This window comes from Paenibacillus sp. JT22N12 (assembly GCF_056269365.1).
Genome location: NZ_JBWDNU010000013.1, coordinates 1 through 14,250, shown reverse-complemented (window position 1 = coordinate 14,250; position 14,250 = coordinate 1). Strand labels below are relative to the sequence as shown.

12 protein-coding genes are annotated in these 14,250 nt (G+C 50.8%); 10 read left to right on the top strand and 2 right to left on the bottom strand.

Annotated features, from left to right (window positions below):
* Positions 1–33: 33 nt before the first annotated feature.
* Positions 34–426: a TIGR04086 family membrane protein gene (locus AC0YOA_RS30850; RefSeq protein ID WP_210045677.1), complete on the bottom strand. Its 393-nt coding sequence runs from the start codon at positions 424–426 to the stop codon at positions 34–36.
* A 289-nt stretch (positions 427–715) separates the two neighbouring features.
* Here AC0YOA_RS30850 and AC0YOA_RS30845 point away from each other — a divergent pair, with 289 nt between their 5' ends.
* A complete protein-coding gene (locus AC0YOA_RS30845; protein WP_475789883.1) occupies positions 716–1,447 on the top strand; it encodes a YetF domain-containing protein in 732 nt (243 codons plus the stop codon).
* Positions 1,448–1,524: 77 nt separating this feature from the next.
* On the opposite strand, the gene spoVB is transcribed toward AC0YOA_RS30845, so the two are convergent.
* Complete coding sequence (spoVB, locus tag AC0YOA_RS30840) at positions 1,525–3,123, bottom strand: stage V sporulation protein B (RefSeq protein ID WP_475789882.1); 1,599 nt, start codon at positions 3,121–3,123, stop codon at positions 1,525–1,527.
* Positions 3,124–3,376: 253 nt separating this feature from the next.
* Here spoVB and AC0YOA_RS30835 point away from each other — a divergent pair, with 253 nt between their 5' ends.
* The 9 genes from AC0YOA_RS30835 (at position 3,377) to AC0YOA_RS30795 (ending at position 13,311) form a co-directional block, all read left to right on the top strand.
* Positions 3,377–3,616 (top strand): post-transcriptional regulator, encoded by a 240-nt coding sequence (locus tag AC0YOA_RS30835; RefSeq protein WP_210045737.1) that lies wholly within the window; start codon positions 3,377–3,379, stop codon positions 3,614–3,616.
* An 89-nt stretch (positions 3,617–3,705) separates the two neighbouring features.
* Entirely contained in the window at positions 3,706–4,971 is a 1,266-nt protein-coding gene (secD, locus tag AC0YOA_RS30830; RefSeq protein WP_475789881.1) for a protein translocase subunit SecD, read from the top strand.
* Complete coding sequence (gene secF, locus AC0YOA_RS30825) at positions 4,961–5,893, top strand: protein translocase subunit SecF (RefSeq protein WP_379113733.1); 933 nt, start codon at positions 4,961–4,963, stop codon at positions 5,891–5,893. The genes secD and secF overlap by 11 nt, the downstream gene beginning before the upstream one ends.
* A 42-nt stretch (positions 5,894–5,935) precedes the next feature.
* Positions 5,936–6,847: a cation diffusion facilitator family transporter gene (locus AC0YOA_RS30820; protein WP_475765279.1), complete on the top strand. Its 912-nt coding sequence runs from the start codon at positions 5,936–5,938 to the stop codon at positions 6,845–6,847.
* A 130-nt stretch (positions 6,848–6,977) separates the two neighbouring features.
* Complete coding sequence (gene recJ / locus AC0YOA_RS30815) at positions 6,978–9,413, top strand: single-stranded-DNA-specific exonuclease RecJ (protein ID WP_475789880.1); 2,436 nt, start codon at positions 6,978–6,980, stop codon at positions 9,411–9,413.
* Complete coding sequence (locus AC0YOA_RS30810; protein WP_210045682.1) at positions 9,410–9,922, top strand: adenine phosphoribosyltransferase; 513 nt, start codon at positions 9,410–9,412, stop codon at positions 9,920–9,922. The genes recJ and AC0YOA_RS30810 overlap by 4 nt, the downstream gene beginning before the upstream one ends.
* Positions 9,923–10,261: 339 nt before the next feature.
* On the top strand, positions 10,262–12,445 hold the full coding sequence (locus AC0YOA_RS30805) for a RelA/SpoT family protein (RefSeq protein WP_475765283.1): 2,184 nt from the start codon (positions 10,262–10,264) through the stop codon (positions 12,443–12,445).
* A gap of 23 nt (positions 12,446–12,468) precedes the next feature.
* Positions 12,469–12,912, top strand: coding sequence for a D-aminoacyl-tRNA deacylase (gene dtd, locus AC0YOA_RS30800; RefSeq protein ID WP_475789879.1), 444 nt, complete (start codon positions 12,469–12,471; stop codon positions 12,910–12,912).
* A 228-nt stretch (positions 12,913–13,140) separates the two neighbouring features.
* Positions 13,141–13,311 (top strand): hypothetical protein, encoded by a 171-nt coding sequence (locus tag AC0YOA_RS30795; RefSeq protein ID WP_475789878.1) that lies wholly within the window; start codon positions 13,141–13,143, stop codon positions 13,309–13,311.
* The last annotated feature ends 939 nt before the right edge of the window (positions 13,312–14,250 follow it).

Sequence of the window (14,250 nt, the reverse complement as noted above, 5' to 3'; positions counted from 1 at the left end):
TTCAAAAACTGTTCACGAATTGAATGTATTCGCTCAGGAGCGTTTGGCATTTACGCCTACCATTCCGCCGACCATGCCGCACAGAAGCGTTTCCAGTAGCATGATCAAGGTTCGTCCGCTGACTCCCGTATTGGAAGCCATGAAGCTGATAAACAGCACCAGCACCGCATAGAAAAGACCCAGCATCCCGCCTGAATACCAGCCGCGGCGACCGGATCTCCGGCCTGATACGAAGCCGCCGGCGAGGGCTGCGCAGCCATGGACGATCATACTGTAGGAAGGCAGCTCGCTTTCCTGCATGCTGCCCCATCTTAACAATGCCGACAGCAGCAGGGCTCCGGCAGCCAGCCAGATCCCCGCGTACAGAAGTCCCGATAGCATGGGCGATTTCATATGCACATTAGGAACATTTTTCATTGGATTCATTCCGTGCAGCCTCCTTAAGAATTATAGCGATGCTTTCCTTCCACGGATGACATGCTGCCAGAGAATCTTTTTATGCTCCGGAAGGACAGGTTAAAACTTTTCGTTACTAAACATATGGTCAAGCTGACAAGAATAGTACAAGTCGAGCGGTAATATTCCAATTGTGGCAAAGAAGATTCCATGGGGCAGAATTTGGGGCAGGAGATGAATATAACCAACCCTTTTGGACGTATGACCCCGCACATGGAAGGTGACAATACTCCTTAGAACTTTGGGAGGACGTGATCTGATGGACCTCTGGATTCTTGCGCTCCGTACCGTTTTGATTTATTTTGTGGTCTTTCTGACCTTGCGTTTCATGGGGAAAAGAGAGATCGGCCGGTTGTCAGTCTTTGACCTTGTGATCTCTGTCATGATCGCGGAAATTGCTGTCATTGTTATTGAAGACACGTCAAGACCGATGATGGAAGGCTTGCTTCCGATGGCCGTACTGGTCATAATCCAGATTGGAATTGCGTTAATCACCCTGAAAAGCCACACGCTTCGCACATGGTTCGACGGTAAGCCCTCGGTCGTTATTCAGGGAGGCAAGCTGGATCGCGAGGCCATGAAAAAGCAGCGATACAATCTCGATGATCTCATGCTGCAGCTTCGGGAAAATCAGATATCTTCTGTTGCCGATGTTGAATTCGCGCTTCTTGAACCAAGCGGCAAATTATCCGTCATCGAGAAAGAGAATCCGCAGCCGGATGAATCAGATGGCAACAACCGGCAAGATTCTGAATGGGCCAAAAAATCAATGCCGCCGAAGCCTTTTCCCAAGAATTTCAGATTCGAATCCCTGCCTGTTGCCTTGATCATGGACGGCAAGCTGCAAACCGATAATTTGGAGCGTATGGGCAAAGACCGTTTCTGGCTTAATAATCAATTGCGCCAGAATGGCGTGTATGATATGAAGAAAATATTTCTCTGCACCATTGACCACAATGGCAAGCTGTATATCGATGACGGCCGCAAATAAGGACCGTTCTTTCTCTCCCCGGATGAGAAGGAGCGATCCTTTTTTCTGCCCATTCCTCTTTAGGATTTAGATATTATTTAACGGAACCACCTTCCGATCAGGGGGAGCCGGGCGGCATCGTACCGGTCAATAATGCGAAGCTTAACCATTAGAATCAAATATACCAAACCGCCCAGGAGGCAGGCTGCGGTCATGTTTTGCCATAATGCTGGCAGCGTTTGTTGATTCATCATCCAGAGGGAGACGGCCCCCATGACAACCATTGCCGCGCCAACCTTCAGAAAGTCCATCATATTCATCCGGAATTTGATAAAACGCATAACGCTGAATGCATGAAGCAGAGTGACCAGCACGATATTGATATTGATGGCGATCAGAGCGCCATATATGCCCAGCTCAGGGTCAGAAGCTAATTTGATAATGAGAAGAAGCTTGACCACTGCGCCAATGAATGTATTCATAAGAGCAGTACCTGGCTTCTCCAGCGCCTGGAGCGCAGCCTGAAGCGGAGCCTGCATGTAGATAAAGAGACCGATTGGCGCCATCCACTTGAGCATGGGGGCAATTTCCGCATGATTGTACAGCAGCCGGCAGATCGGTTCGGCGAACAGGGCCATCACCACGACGAAGGGGGCGCCAGTGACCAGGGCCAGCCGCATCGATTGGTGAAGCCGCTTATGGATTGTCGTCCAATCTCCTTTGGCTGCTGCTTCAGAAAGCGAGGGAATCAGAGAAACAGCCAGCGAGTAAGTAAGCGCAGTCGGCAGAAGCAGGATAGGGATGATCATTCCCTGCAGGGCGCCATACTGGGCAGTTGCAATGCCGGTTGCGATGCCCGCAGCTGCGAGCGCACGAGCGGTAAAAATGGATTCGAGCAGGTAGGAGAAGGAGCCGATCATTCTGCTTGCCGTCACGGGGACGGACAGATTGATGAGGCGCCTCAGGATTGGTTTTTGACTATCGCTGCCCATTATTGGCTGGCCGGGCTTACAGGCTGCTTCCAGACTGTCTGCTGCTTCATGCTGCGGGACGGAGGATTGCCGGCGCTTGTCCCGGACATATTGCCAGACTAGTACCGCCAATCCCATGATTTCACCAGCGACGACGCCGATCATGGCCCCTGCCGCCGCCCATGCCAGACCGTAAGGAAGCAGCCAGCTTGCAAACAGAAGTACAAAAACAATACGGAAAATCGTTTCGACGGTCGTGGAAATCGCGGTTGGAATCATATTTTGTTTGCCTTGAAAATAGCCCCTGTACACGGAAGAAATCCCGATTATGAGAAGGAGGGGGGTCATCATGAGAAAGGTCTGATAAACGCGCTGGTCCGTCATCAAATGCTTGACCATCCATGGGGTAAGCAGAATAAAGGAGACTGTCAGCACGCAGGACAGAGAAACCACCAGTCCCATTGCCGTCCGGAAAATTTGTTTTACGCGTCTATGATCGCCTTGTGACTCGGCCTCGGCAATCCATTTGGCGATTGCCAGGGGAATCCCGCCTGTTATAAGGGTAAGAAGCACGATCAGGAAAGGGTAACCGAGCTGGTATAGACCCACGCCCTCCGCTCCGATGATTCGCGGCAGCGCAATACGGGGAATGAACGCAAGTATGCGATTCACGACTCCGGCAGCCAGCAGGATAAGAGCCCCTTTGATAAACGTTTGCTTGGTCACGGTCGTTCCCTCTTTCCTCCACGATTAATGGACGTGCTTAAGTGAATGACAGCATGCAGACGCTAACCTGTCCTGTCTTCATGTTTATGCGAGGCATGTCCGTTTCCATGCAGTCAATTTTGAACCTGCGGCAGGAATCCAGGGGCTAGGCGGCGAATATAAGGAGCAGCAGAGAAAGAAAGCAGGAAGTGCGAAAGGAGTTGTTCCCTTGACAACGGATAATAATCTTTTATTGACTGATGACGATAAGCCGATGACAAGTGAAGAATGGGTGAGCTCGATTGAATCGCTGTGTCAGAGCAAAGCGGAAGAGTTCAGGCTTGTGGGCTACGAATATGTTTCAGGCAAGGATATATGGGAATGTGTCAGTGAGAAATACGCCAAGACCGGAGAACCGATGATGCACCAGGTGGTAAATGACATTTTGTCGCTCAAGGTAACGAAATTCATGAACTTTATGACTATCAGCGCCTATAAAGGAACCCATTTTTAAAAGAGGGGCTCTTTTTTTTTGACTCGTTTTTGCACCATCGTTATAATAGGAATATTGACATGAGAATTTAAGGGGGAACTAAGGGTATTATGAACCGTCGTTTGCTAGCATTTGTGCTCATCGTCGTCGTATCCGTCGGCGTCGTAGCAGCAACTAGCCCTATGATCATTGACAAGGTCAGGCTGGGTCTTGATCTGAAGGGTGGATTCGAAATTCTGTACGAGGCACAACCGATTGAAGCAGGTGGAAAGGTTACCAAAGAGTCCTTGACCGAGACAGCCAAAAGTCTCGAACAGCGTGCAAACGCAACGGGGGTTGCGGAGCCTGACGTAACAACAGAAGGTTCAAACCGGATTCGCGTCAAGATTGCAGGAGTCACCGATGAGAATAAAGTACGTGATATTCTCAAGAAACCGGCTGAGCTTACTTTCCGCAGTGCCCGCGGCTGTGCTGACGACGCAGGCTATTGCAGGGTGGAGCTTCAAGGGAACGAGTTCAAACAAAATGGGGCGGATATCCGCCAAACCAATTTGAACCAGTATGAGATATCCATAAAGATGAAGGATAAAAGCAAATTTGCTGAGATAACCAGAGAAATTGCGAAGCTTTCTCCAAAAAATCAATTGGCCATTTATTTGGATGATACAGAGCTATCAGCGCCTAACGTCGCACAGGAAATCAACAGCGATGAAGCTGTTATAACCGGTGATTACACCCGTGAGGAAGCAACCGATCTGAAGAATACAATCAACCTTGGCGCACTTCCGCTTAAATTGACGGAGAAATATACCCAGAGCGTAGGGGCGACCTTGGGCAAACTTTCCTTGCAGGAAACATTGTTTGCCGGTGCGCTCGGAACGGTGCTTATCCTGCTGTTTATGATGATTTTTTACCGTCTGCCGGGAATTATTGCCAGTGTGTCGATCGTGGTGTTCATCTGGCTTTTGCTCCTGTGCTTCAACTTGATTAATGCGACGCTTACACTGCCTGGTATTGCCGCCTTTATATTGGGAATCGGGATGGCGGTCGACGCCAACATTATTATGGCGGAACGGATCAAGGAGGAAATGCGCAGCGGCAAGAGCATCATGTCCTCACATAAGGCCGGTTCCAAAAACTCTTTCCGGACCATTATTGATGCGCACGTAACGACAGGAATTGCAGGGATCGTGCTTTATTTCCTTGGGACAGGCGCTGTCAAAGGCTTTGCGATCATTCTCATCCTGACCATTATTGTGAGTATACTGTCCAACGTGTTCATCTCCCGCTTTCTCCTTTCCCTGCTTATTCGCAGTAACTTGGTGAAAAAACCGGGATATTTCGGAGTCAAGGAGGAGGATATCCGTGCGCTTTAATAAATTTGGTCATGATTCGAACATCAAGTTCGATTTTGTAAAAAGATCCCGTTACTTCTTTATCTTTTCGATTGCCATCACGATATTGGGAATCGCTATGCTCGGCATTTTTGGAATGAATTACGGGGTTGATTTTCGTGCAGGCTCCAGTGTCGATATCGCCGTCAAGAAGGATATGAGTGGACAAAAGGAAGCCATCGAGAAGTTCCTTGCGGATAACGGCCTGGGTCAACCGGCCATAACCGTTGGAGCAAGCCGTGTAACCATGCGCTTTGACACCGTTCTTGACGACGCCAAGGAAAGAACGCTTAAAGATGGCTTTGCTGCGAATTTTGACAAGGATGCATCCGCCGAGGTGAATACGGTTGATGTTGAAATTGCCAAAGAACTGGAACGCAATGCATTAATTGCGATGCTCGTTGCAAGTTTGGGTATCGTGATCTATGTAAGCATCCGTTTTGAATGGCGCTTTGCGCTCGCGGCGATTGTCGCCCTGATGCATGACGCCTTCATCGTAATCAGTGTGTTCTCGATTCTGCAGCTGGAAGTGAATTTGCCGTTCATCGTTGCGGTATTGACCATTATCGGTTACTCCATTAACGATACGATCGTCATATTTGACCGTGTGCGCGAGAATTTACGTTTTGCCAAGATCAAGAAGCCGTCCGATCTGGACGAGCTGGTTAATGCCAGCGTAGGGCAGACGTTCACGCGTTCCATTAATACGGTATTGACTGTTGCGGTTGCTGCAATTTGTTTGTTGATATTCGGCAGTGAAGCCATCAAACTGTTCTCACTGGCCATTCTCATTGGACTTGTCAGTGGAGCATATTCTTCGATCTTTATCGCAAGCCCGCTCTGGCTGGTGCTGAAGAAGAAACAAAAACCAAAAACAGCGGTAAAAACGCCAGCCGCTTCATAAGATTATAAGGATTCAATTATTATGATGGCTTAGGAGGCCTCCATGACAGCGAATCAACGTTACGCTAAGGCGGAATCAGCGGCATGGACCGGACTTCTCGGTAATGTCTGCATCGCGGCGGTGAAAGGTGGAATCGGTGCGCAAACAGGCAGTAAAGCATTGCTTGCCGATGCATGCCGCTCCGCCTCCGACGCTGCTTCATCATTTGTCTCTCTTACCGGTATCAGGCGCAGCAGGAGGCTTGGCGCACCCGATGCTCCGGTACCGGCCCTGCAAGGAAAAACCGAGGCAGCATCCGGTGTGATGGCTTCGATATTACTGATGATTGTCGGATTGGAAATCGGTATATCCGCCATCAAATCAATCGCCGACGGGGTGGACAAGGGGCCGGGCTGGCCTGCCGTTACAACAGTCGTGCTTGCTTTTGTCATAAAGGAGCTGTTCTTCCCGATTAAAGAACGCCGCACTGATTTTTATGCTTCATTGGCTGCTCTCGTGGGAACAGGGGCGGCAGCTCTCGGCAAGCCGCTCGATCTGCCGGTGCTCTATTATTTTGACCCCGCGTCATCACTTATTATTGTGGTGATTGTGTTCTCCAGCGGTTACCGTGTAGCTTCAGCATCCGTATTGAAAAGCCATTCAAGTGAGATCGAGCCTGCGGATCTGAATGAATTCAAAGCCGCGATTCAGCGGATTGAAGGTGTAATTGCAGTTGAGGAGCTTCGTGTCCGGGAGCATGGGCATTATGTTGTCGGGGACATCGTAATTAGCGTTAATCCGCGCATCTCGGTTTTAGAAGGCAACGAGATTGCCAAGCGGGTCAAATACTTCTTGATGAAGCGGTTCAGTCATGTTACGGATGTATCAGTACATGTTGAGCCCTATGACCCGGGTTATCCATACAAATCCAATCACGATCCGAACCAGGACCATATGCCGACGCTGTTGCAGTAGCAGCAGCGTTTTTTTTGAGCTTATAGCAATTTTTTCAGTCCCGGTGAAAGGAGGTGGCATTCTGATCAGATCCAAAACACGTTGGACTGTCGCAAAGATTGACGATGAAGGAGAGGAACGCGCCGCCATATTGGCCCGTGAATTATCCTTATCGCCATTGGTCGCAAGACTGCTTGTTCAAAGGGGTTTAGCTGGTGTTGATGCCGCGCGTCAGTTTCTTTATGGCGGTTTAGAGGGCCTGCATGATCCATTTCTGCTGAAGGGGATGGAACAAGCCGTTAAGCGCATCAGGCAGGCGGAGGAACGAAATGAGTTTATCCGAATATTTGGCGACTATGACGCGGATGGAGTTTCCTCCACTGCGCTGATGACCTTTTTGTTCCGCAGAATGGGACTGAAGTTCGACTCTTACATACCGCACCGTACCCTGGAGGGGTATGGGCTGAATGCAAAAGCGATTGATCTTGCCGCTGAAGCGGGGGTTAAGCTGATTGTGACAGTGGATACTGGAATCAGCGCCGTTGAACAAATCAATCACGCCAATTCGCTGGGGATCGATGTTATTGTGACGGACCACCACGAGCCGCCTCATGTGCTGCCGGACGCATGGTCATTAATCAATCCCAAGCAGGAGGACTGTTCCTACCCGTTTAAGGGCTTGGCAGGTGTAGGCGTGGCGTTCAAGCTGGCACAGGCGCTGCTAGGCGAACCGCCGGTAGAATGGTGCGATGTGGTCGCGCTTGGTACCGTCGCGGATTTAATGCCGCTCACGGATGAAAACCGGGTATTGGTGCGTCTTGGCCTGCAGGAGCTGCGCAAAGGGGATAAGCCGGGCTTCCGTGCTCTTGCGGACGCGGCGAGCATCAAGCTTGCAGATGTCAGTTCTACAGACATTGGTTTTGGAATGGCGCCGCGGATCAACGCGGCGGGCCGTCTGGACCATGCTCATCGGGCATTGAACCTGCTTACCGCTTCGGATGACGAGACAGCGGCAGAGGCTGCTTTTACACTGGATACCCTGAACCGTGAGAGGCAGCTTATCGTGGAAACCATCGTGAAGGAAGCCGAGCAGCAGTGGGAGGACAAGCGCAGCTTAGCCGCTGAAGCGGGGCAGAAGGAGCCGGCTGTCATCGTGCTGGCTTCAGAAGGCTGGAATGTCGGTGTTGTAGGAATTGTAGCGTCCAAGCTGATTGACCGATTCTACAAGCCAACACTAATTCTGAGCATCGACAAGGAAAGCAGGATGTGTAAGGGCTCTGCCAGGTCGATTGCCGGATATGATTTGCATGCCGCGCTGACACGATGCGATGAGCTGCTGGACCATTATGGCGGCCATCAGGCGGCAGCTGGCATGAGCTTGCGTGCAGACAATCTGGAGCTGCTGGAATCGCGTCTGTGCCAACTGGCGGATGAATGGCTCACGGAGGAAGACTGGATCCCGGGAACCTTGATTGATATGGCGTGCACAATCAAAGATGCTTCCATGGATGTGCTGGAGCAGCTTGAACAGCTTGAACCGTTTGGAAATGGCAATATGGCCCCTAAGCTGCTTCTGCAAGGCGCGAAGCTTGCGGACCGGCGGGCCATTGGCAGGGAGAGCAAGCATTTGAAGCTGTCGCTAAGCGGTGACGGGAAGCTGCTGGATGCGGTCGGTTTTGGCTTCGGCAAGCACTTGGATAAGCTCTCCGACGACGCTGAGCTAGAACTGGTTGGCGAGCTTTCCATCAATGAATGGAATGGCGAACGCCGGGTGCAGTTCATGGTTGGCGATATGCGGGTGCCGCATATTCAGCTTTTTGATCGCCGTGGACAAGCCGGCAGCGATTCGTTCTCAGCTTTGCTCAAGCTGATCAAGGATGACGATCTGGAATCTGTCCTGGTCCTGATTCCGTCGCCGGTATGGCTTGAGGCCGTCAGGGAATCGGAATCCGCGGCTCTCCCGGATGGCCTTCGGATGGTTACTTATGAAGATGCTGCAGAAGCTAGCTGGTATTGCTCCAAATTGATTATTCTGGGGAGGCCGCCTTCTGCAGATAAGCTCGCTTCCTCCATTAAGGCTTGCCAAGGGATTGAAAGGGTCTACGCCATGTACAGCGAATCCTTTAACGGCAATGAAGACAAGCCAGGCAGCAAAGCGAAATCTGCCGCATCGCGTCAGGACAAGCAAAAAAAACCTGAAACTGCAGCCGTACAGCCATTCTCCCATACGGACCGCAAGAACTTCGGTCACCTGTACCAGACCCTTCGTCGCGTATGTCCAATCAACGAGGATGGCGCAGCGGATCGGCTGTCTGTCATGATGGGCTGGAAGAAAGCGTCTGCCGCTTTCATGCTGAAGGTTTTTCTGGAGCTGGAGCTGATCCGTACAGAGAACAATGAGCTCCGGCTTGTCGCCGATCCTGTCAAAAGAGAGCTTGCTCATTCTCCGACATATCGTGATGCGCTGCGGCGGGAGAAAACGGAGCAGATTTTGTTCGCAGAAACCAAAGAGCTTGCCGGCTGGATTATTGAGCAGGCGGAGGAAGCTTTACCGTTATCCATAATAAAAGGAGTGGGCGTTTCATGAATTTTAAGGATTATATTCGGATTATTCCCGATTTTCCACAGCCGGGCATCCGATTTAAGGATATTACAACACTGATAAACAACGGTCCTGTTTACTGCGCGGTTATCGATGCCCTGAAGCAGGCGGTGGCAGACAAGCAGATTGATCTGATTGCCGGACCGGAAGCCCGCGGCTTTATTGTAGGTGCGCCGCTAGCGGTTGCGCTTGGCGTTGGATTCGTACCGATTCGTAAAAGCGGCAAGCTTCCGGGTGAGGTGGTAGAAGCTGATTACGATCTTGAGTATGGCAAAGACAAGCTGGCGATTCACAAGGACGCCATCCAGCCTGGCCAGAGAGTGCTTATTGCAGATGATCTGCTTGCTACGGGAGGAACGATTGCAACGACACTCAATCTGATCGATCAGCTTGGCGGACAAGTAATCGGAGCGGCCTTCCTGATCGAGCTTGGTTATCTGGACGGCCGCAGCAAGCTTGGCGACCTGGATATTTTCTCATTGATGACCTATTGATTCCTTCGAACAGATGGTAAGAAAAAACACCGGAATGATCATGTTCCGGTGTTTTTTCTCAATTTATAAAGTTCATTCCGTATCATTTTATAAGGCTTTCTTCTCATCTATCAACAGTGAGAGTTGACCTTGCTTTTTGTTTTGTGAATGGGGAGAAGGTCGCGCTTTGACCGGCTGCATGAGGTATGCCGCATCCTGATAGTGTTTGAAGGGCCTATGTCAGGTCCGGTGGCTCGCTTCACAAGAGGGGCAAGAGTGCCGCCAATGGCTGCCATAGTTGACGCTGAGCCCTGACAGGGGGCATAATAAGGGGAAATAGAAGTCGGGAAGGGACGTTTCATGGGCATCGAGCAGTTACTCAAAATAGCTTCCACCTATATGAAGGAACAGGATTTGCAAAAAATTCAGGAAGCTTATGATTTTGCAGATCAGGCCCATCACGGGCAGGTTCGTAAATCAGGTGAGCCCTATATCCTGCATCCTGTTGCAGTTGCGGAAATTCTCGTCAATATGCAGATGGATGTATTGTCGATAATAGCGGCTCTCCTTCATGATGTGGTCGAGGATACGACCGTCCCGTTGGAAGAGGTCAGGTCCCGGTTTGGCGAGCCATGCGCGGCGGTTGTGGACGGTCTGACCAAGCTGGAGAAGATCCAGTTCCGCTCCAAGGAAGAGCAGCAGAACGAGAATTACCGGAAAATGTTTGTCGCGATGGCGCAGGATATCCGTGTCATTCTTATTAAACTTGCCGACCGGCTTCATAATATGCGCACTCTCAAATATCAGTCAGAGGAAGCGCAGCGGCGTATCGCCTATGAGACGCTTGAGATTTTCTGTCCGATCGCGAACCGTCTTGGTATTTCTGCCATCAAGTGGGAAATGGAAGATATCGCGCTGCGTTATTTGAATCCCCAGCAGTATTACCGGATTGCCAATCTGATGAAGAAGAAACGCACGGAGCGGGAGCAGTATATCGCCGACGTCATCGGACGAATCACCGAGAAGCTCGAGGAAATGAATATTGAAGGCGATATATCCGGCAGGCCCAAGCATATTTACAGCATTTATAAAAAAATGACGACGAGAAGCAAGCAGTTCAACGAAATCTACGATCTGCTCGCCATTCGTATTATTGTGGATAATATCAAGGATTGTTATGCCACACTCGGTATTATTCATACGCTTTGGAAGCCGATGCCTGGCCGCTTCAAGGATTATATCGCGATGCCCAAAGCCAATATGTATCAGTCGCTCCATACGACAGTGATCGGACCGACAGGGGAGCCTACGGAGGTGCAGATCAGAACGTGGGACATGCACCGCACATCCGAATTCGGGATTGCCGCCCACTGGGCCTACAAGGAAGGGGCCGTAGTGCCAGGCGGCTATTTCGAGGATAAAATGACGCTGTTCCGTGAAATTATCGAGCTGCAGCATGAGGCCAGCGACGCATCGGAATTTGTCGAATCCTTGAAGATGGATTTCTTTTCCGATCTTGTTTTTGTATTTACCCCAAAAGGGGAAGTCTTTGAGCTGCCGGCAGGTGCGGTACCGCTGGATTTCGCTTACCGGGTTCATACGGAGGTCGGCAACCGTACGATCGGAGCCAAGGTCAACGGACGAATCGTCCCGCTTGACTACAAGCTGAAGACCGGTGACATCGTTGAGATTCTCACCTCGAAGCATTCCTACGGCCCCAGTCAGGACTGGATCAAAATCGCCCAATCCTCTCATGCCCGCAGTAAAATCAAGCAGTGGTTCAAGAAAGAGCGCCGTGAAGAGAATGTGGAGAAAGGTCGTGACATGCTCGAGCGCGAGCTGAAACGTCTGGGGCTGGAGCCCCCGGCATGGCTCAGCGATTCGCAGCTGCAGGAAGCTGCCGCCAAATTCACCTTTAACGATATCGACGATATGCTGTCCGCGATCGGTTTCGGCGGCATTACAGCTGCCCAGATTGTAACCAAGCTGACGGAAAAAATGCGCAAAGAAGCAGAAGAAGCCAATCAAATTGAATTGACGAATGAGAAGAAGGATGTCAAGACCGCACCGGCGCAGCGCAAGACGCGGCCCACCCATGGTGTTACGGTCAAAGGCCTGGATAATTTGCTCGTTCGATTTGCGCGCTGCTGCAATCCGATCCCCGGCGACGATATTATCGGATATATCACCCGGGGCCGCGGCGTATCCGTTCACCGGGCGGATTGCCAGAACATTCCACTCGGTGAAGGCGGCGAGGAAGCGGGACGCGTTATTGAAGTGGAGTGGGAGCAGTCCATTGAGGCCAACTATAGTGTGGATATTGAAATTACCGGCCATGACCGCCGCGGCTTGCTGAATGAAGTACTGCAGGCCGTGTCGGAGAGCAAAACCAATATTTCCGCGGTGTCCGGACGTTCTGACAAGAACAAGCTGGCCATGATCCACATGACCATCCTGATCCGTAATCTGGAACATTTGCAGTCTGTTGTGGAGAAGATCAAGCGTGTGAAGGATGTGTATTCGGTCCATCGGATCATGCAATAGGTAATGGAGAGGGTTATAGACATATGAGAGTCGTTGTGCAGCGCAGCAAGCATGCGGCCGTAACCATCGATGGCGAGACGGTCGGCTCCATCGAGCAAGGTCTTGTCCTGTTGGTAGGTCTTACGCATGAAGATACCGAAAACGATGTCCGCTGGATGGCTGATAAAATTGCGGGCTTGCGGATTTTTGAAGATACCAGCGATAAAATGAATTTATCCATTCTTGATGCCGGAGGGTCCATTTTATCGGTTTCCCAGTTCACTCTGTACGGCGATTGTCGAAAGGGCCGACGTCCCAATTTCATGGCTGCGGCCAAGCCGGAGCAGGCCGAAGCGCTGTATTTAAACTTTAACGAGGTGCTGCGGTCCAGTGGACTTCATGTGGAGACGGGGCGTTTTGGGGCAATGATGGATGTCTCTCTGGTCAATTGGGGGCCAGTCACTCTTTTATTGGACAGCGGGCAATAAGGGAGTCAGGAAGAGAATTTATTCCAAACCGGCCGGACACGGCTTAATTCCGGGCGCATGGGCAACACTAATAACCATATAAGCTTAAAAAGGCGATGCAGCGGGAATGGAGAATTCATAACCCGGCTGCGGTTTTTCCTTGAGACTTGGCGACAGATCTTTTTATCTGTCGCCTTACGGACTCTGGACGACTTTTTTAAGTAAATGGGTGAAAAGGGGTTTGCCGCCATGCACCGGTCGCGTAAGGAGCAAGGTATGGAACGATCCTCCAGGAGACTGCTTCAGGCGGACCGCCGGGAAGCATTGATCTTCTCGGAGCTTGAGGAGGAGATCGCTGCCGAATGGATGGGCGGGGCAGTGGCTCCACGCCGAGAAACTCAGGGCGAGCACAGCAGTTGAGGATGTGCAAGAGAGGAGAGGCCGTAGCTGAAGTGAGGCCTCTTTCTTGTCTTGTGCGGGGAATGTTGTGATGTTTTCTCTAATCCAACATTGCTTGCATCTCCATGTAGGTAATTTTTTTTGGATTGCCGAGCATGGTTGTGAAGTGTGAAAGGAAACGCTTTTAATTTTGTAATGAAAATGTAACTTATTTTCAATGTTCCTATAACATGTTGAACCTATAATAAAGGTCGACCCCCTTTTTTGAATATATTATTGATGGACCTACAACATTGTTTGTAGGTTTTTTTCTTTGTATATCCCTCCCTATATCCCTCCACAGGAGGGACCCCAAGGGCCGCCGGCCCTCTGGACACCCGGAATGAATAACGTTGTCGCTACAGAGAAACGCATGGAAGTCACTGCTTACCTTGGATCGTTTTCGTCCCTTGCGGGACACACTTCCTTTCTTTGCTCCCAAGGCGCCTGGTGGACTGCGTCCCATAATAACGTTGTGTGACAGAGCCGGTTTTTAAGTGATGTTTAAATTTGATAAGTTTACTTGTCAATCTCCAGTAACGAACACGTGAAAGTTTAATAGTTGCATGCATGCACCTCTGAACCCCAAACGTTATCCCAGTCCCAAAGGGACACCAGGCGCCCCGAGCGCAGAAAAAGTAAAAGTGGGTCCCGTCAGGGACGAAAAACGAGGCGACCTCGCAGCAGCTAACCCGCTTGTCAGCATCGCCAACGTTATTCGGCCGGGAGTCCAGAGGGCCGGAACCCTTTGGGGTCCCTCTCCGGGGGATTTAGGGGGCAGCAACAGGTCCCGTCAGGGACGAAACTAATAACCATAATAGTCGTGCTGATGCGCACTCTGTTCCCCAAACGTTATTCCAGTTCCGAAGGAACACCAGGTGCCCCGAGCGCAGAAAAAGTAAAAGTGGGTCCCGTCAGGGA

Excerpts from the sequence above, each read along its gene's own strand:
- AC0YOA_RS30850 (WP_210045677.1), bottom strand. The coding sequence starts at position 426 with ATGAATCCAATGAAAAATGTTCCTAATGTGCATATGAAATCGCCCATG.
- AC0YOA_RS30845 (WP_475789883.1), top strand. The coding sequence starts at position 716 with ATGGACCTCTGGATTCTTGCGCTCCGTACCGTTTTGATTTATTTTGTG.
- AC0YOA_RS30835 (WP_210045737.1), top strand. The coding sequence starts at position 3,377 with ATGACAAGTGAAGAATGGGTGAGCTCGATTGAATCGCTGTGTCAGAGC.
- secD (WP_475789881.1), top strand. The coding sequence starts at position 3,706 with ATGAACCGTCGTTTGCTAGCATTTGTGCTCATCGTCGTCGTATCCGTC.
- AC0YOA_RS30820 (WP_475765279.1), top strand. The coding sequence starts at position 5,936 with ATGACAGCGAATCAACGTTACGCTAAGGCGGAATCAGCGGCATGGACC.
- AC0YOA_RS30810 (WP_210045682.1), top strand. The coding sequence starts at position 9,410 with ATGAATTTTAAGGATTATATTCGGATTATTCCCGATTTTCCACAGCCG.
- AC0YOA_RS30805 (WP_475765283.1), top strand. The coding sequence starts at position 10,262 with ATGGGCATCGAGCAGTTACTCAAAATAGCTTCCACCTATATGAAGGAA.
- dtd (WP_475789879.1), top strand. The coding sequence starts at position 12,469 with ATGAGAGTCGTTGTGCAGCGCAGCAAGCATGCGGCCGTAACCATCGAT.
- AC0YOA_RS30795 (WP_475789878.1), top strand. The coding sequence starts at position 13,141 with ATGCACCGGTCGCGTAAGGAGCAAGGTATGGAACGATCCTCCAGGAGA.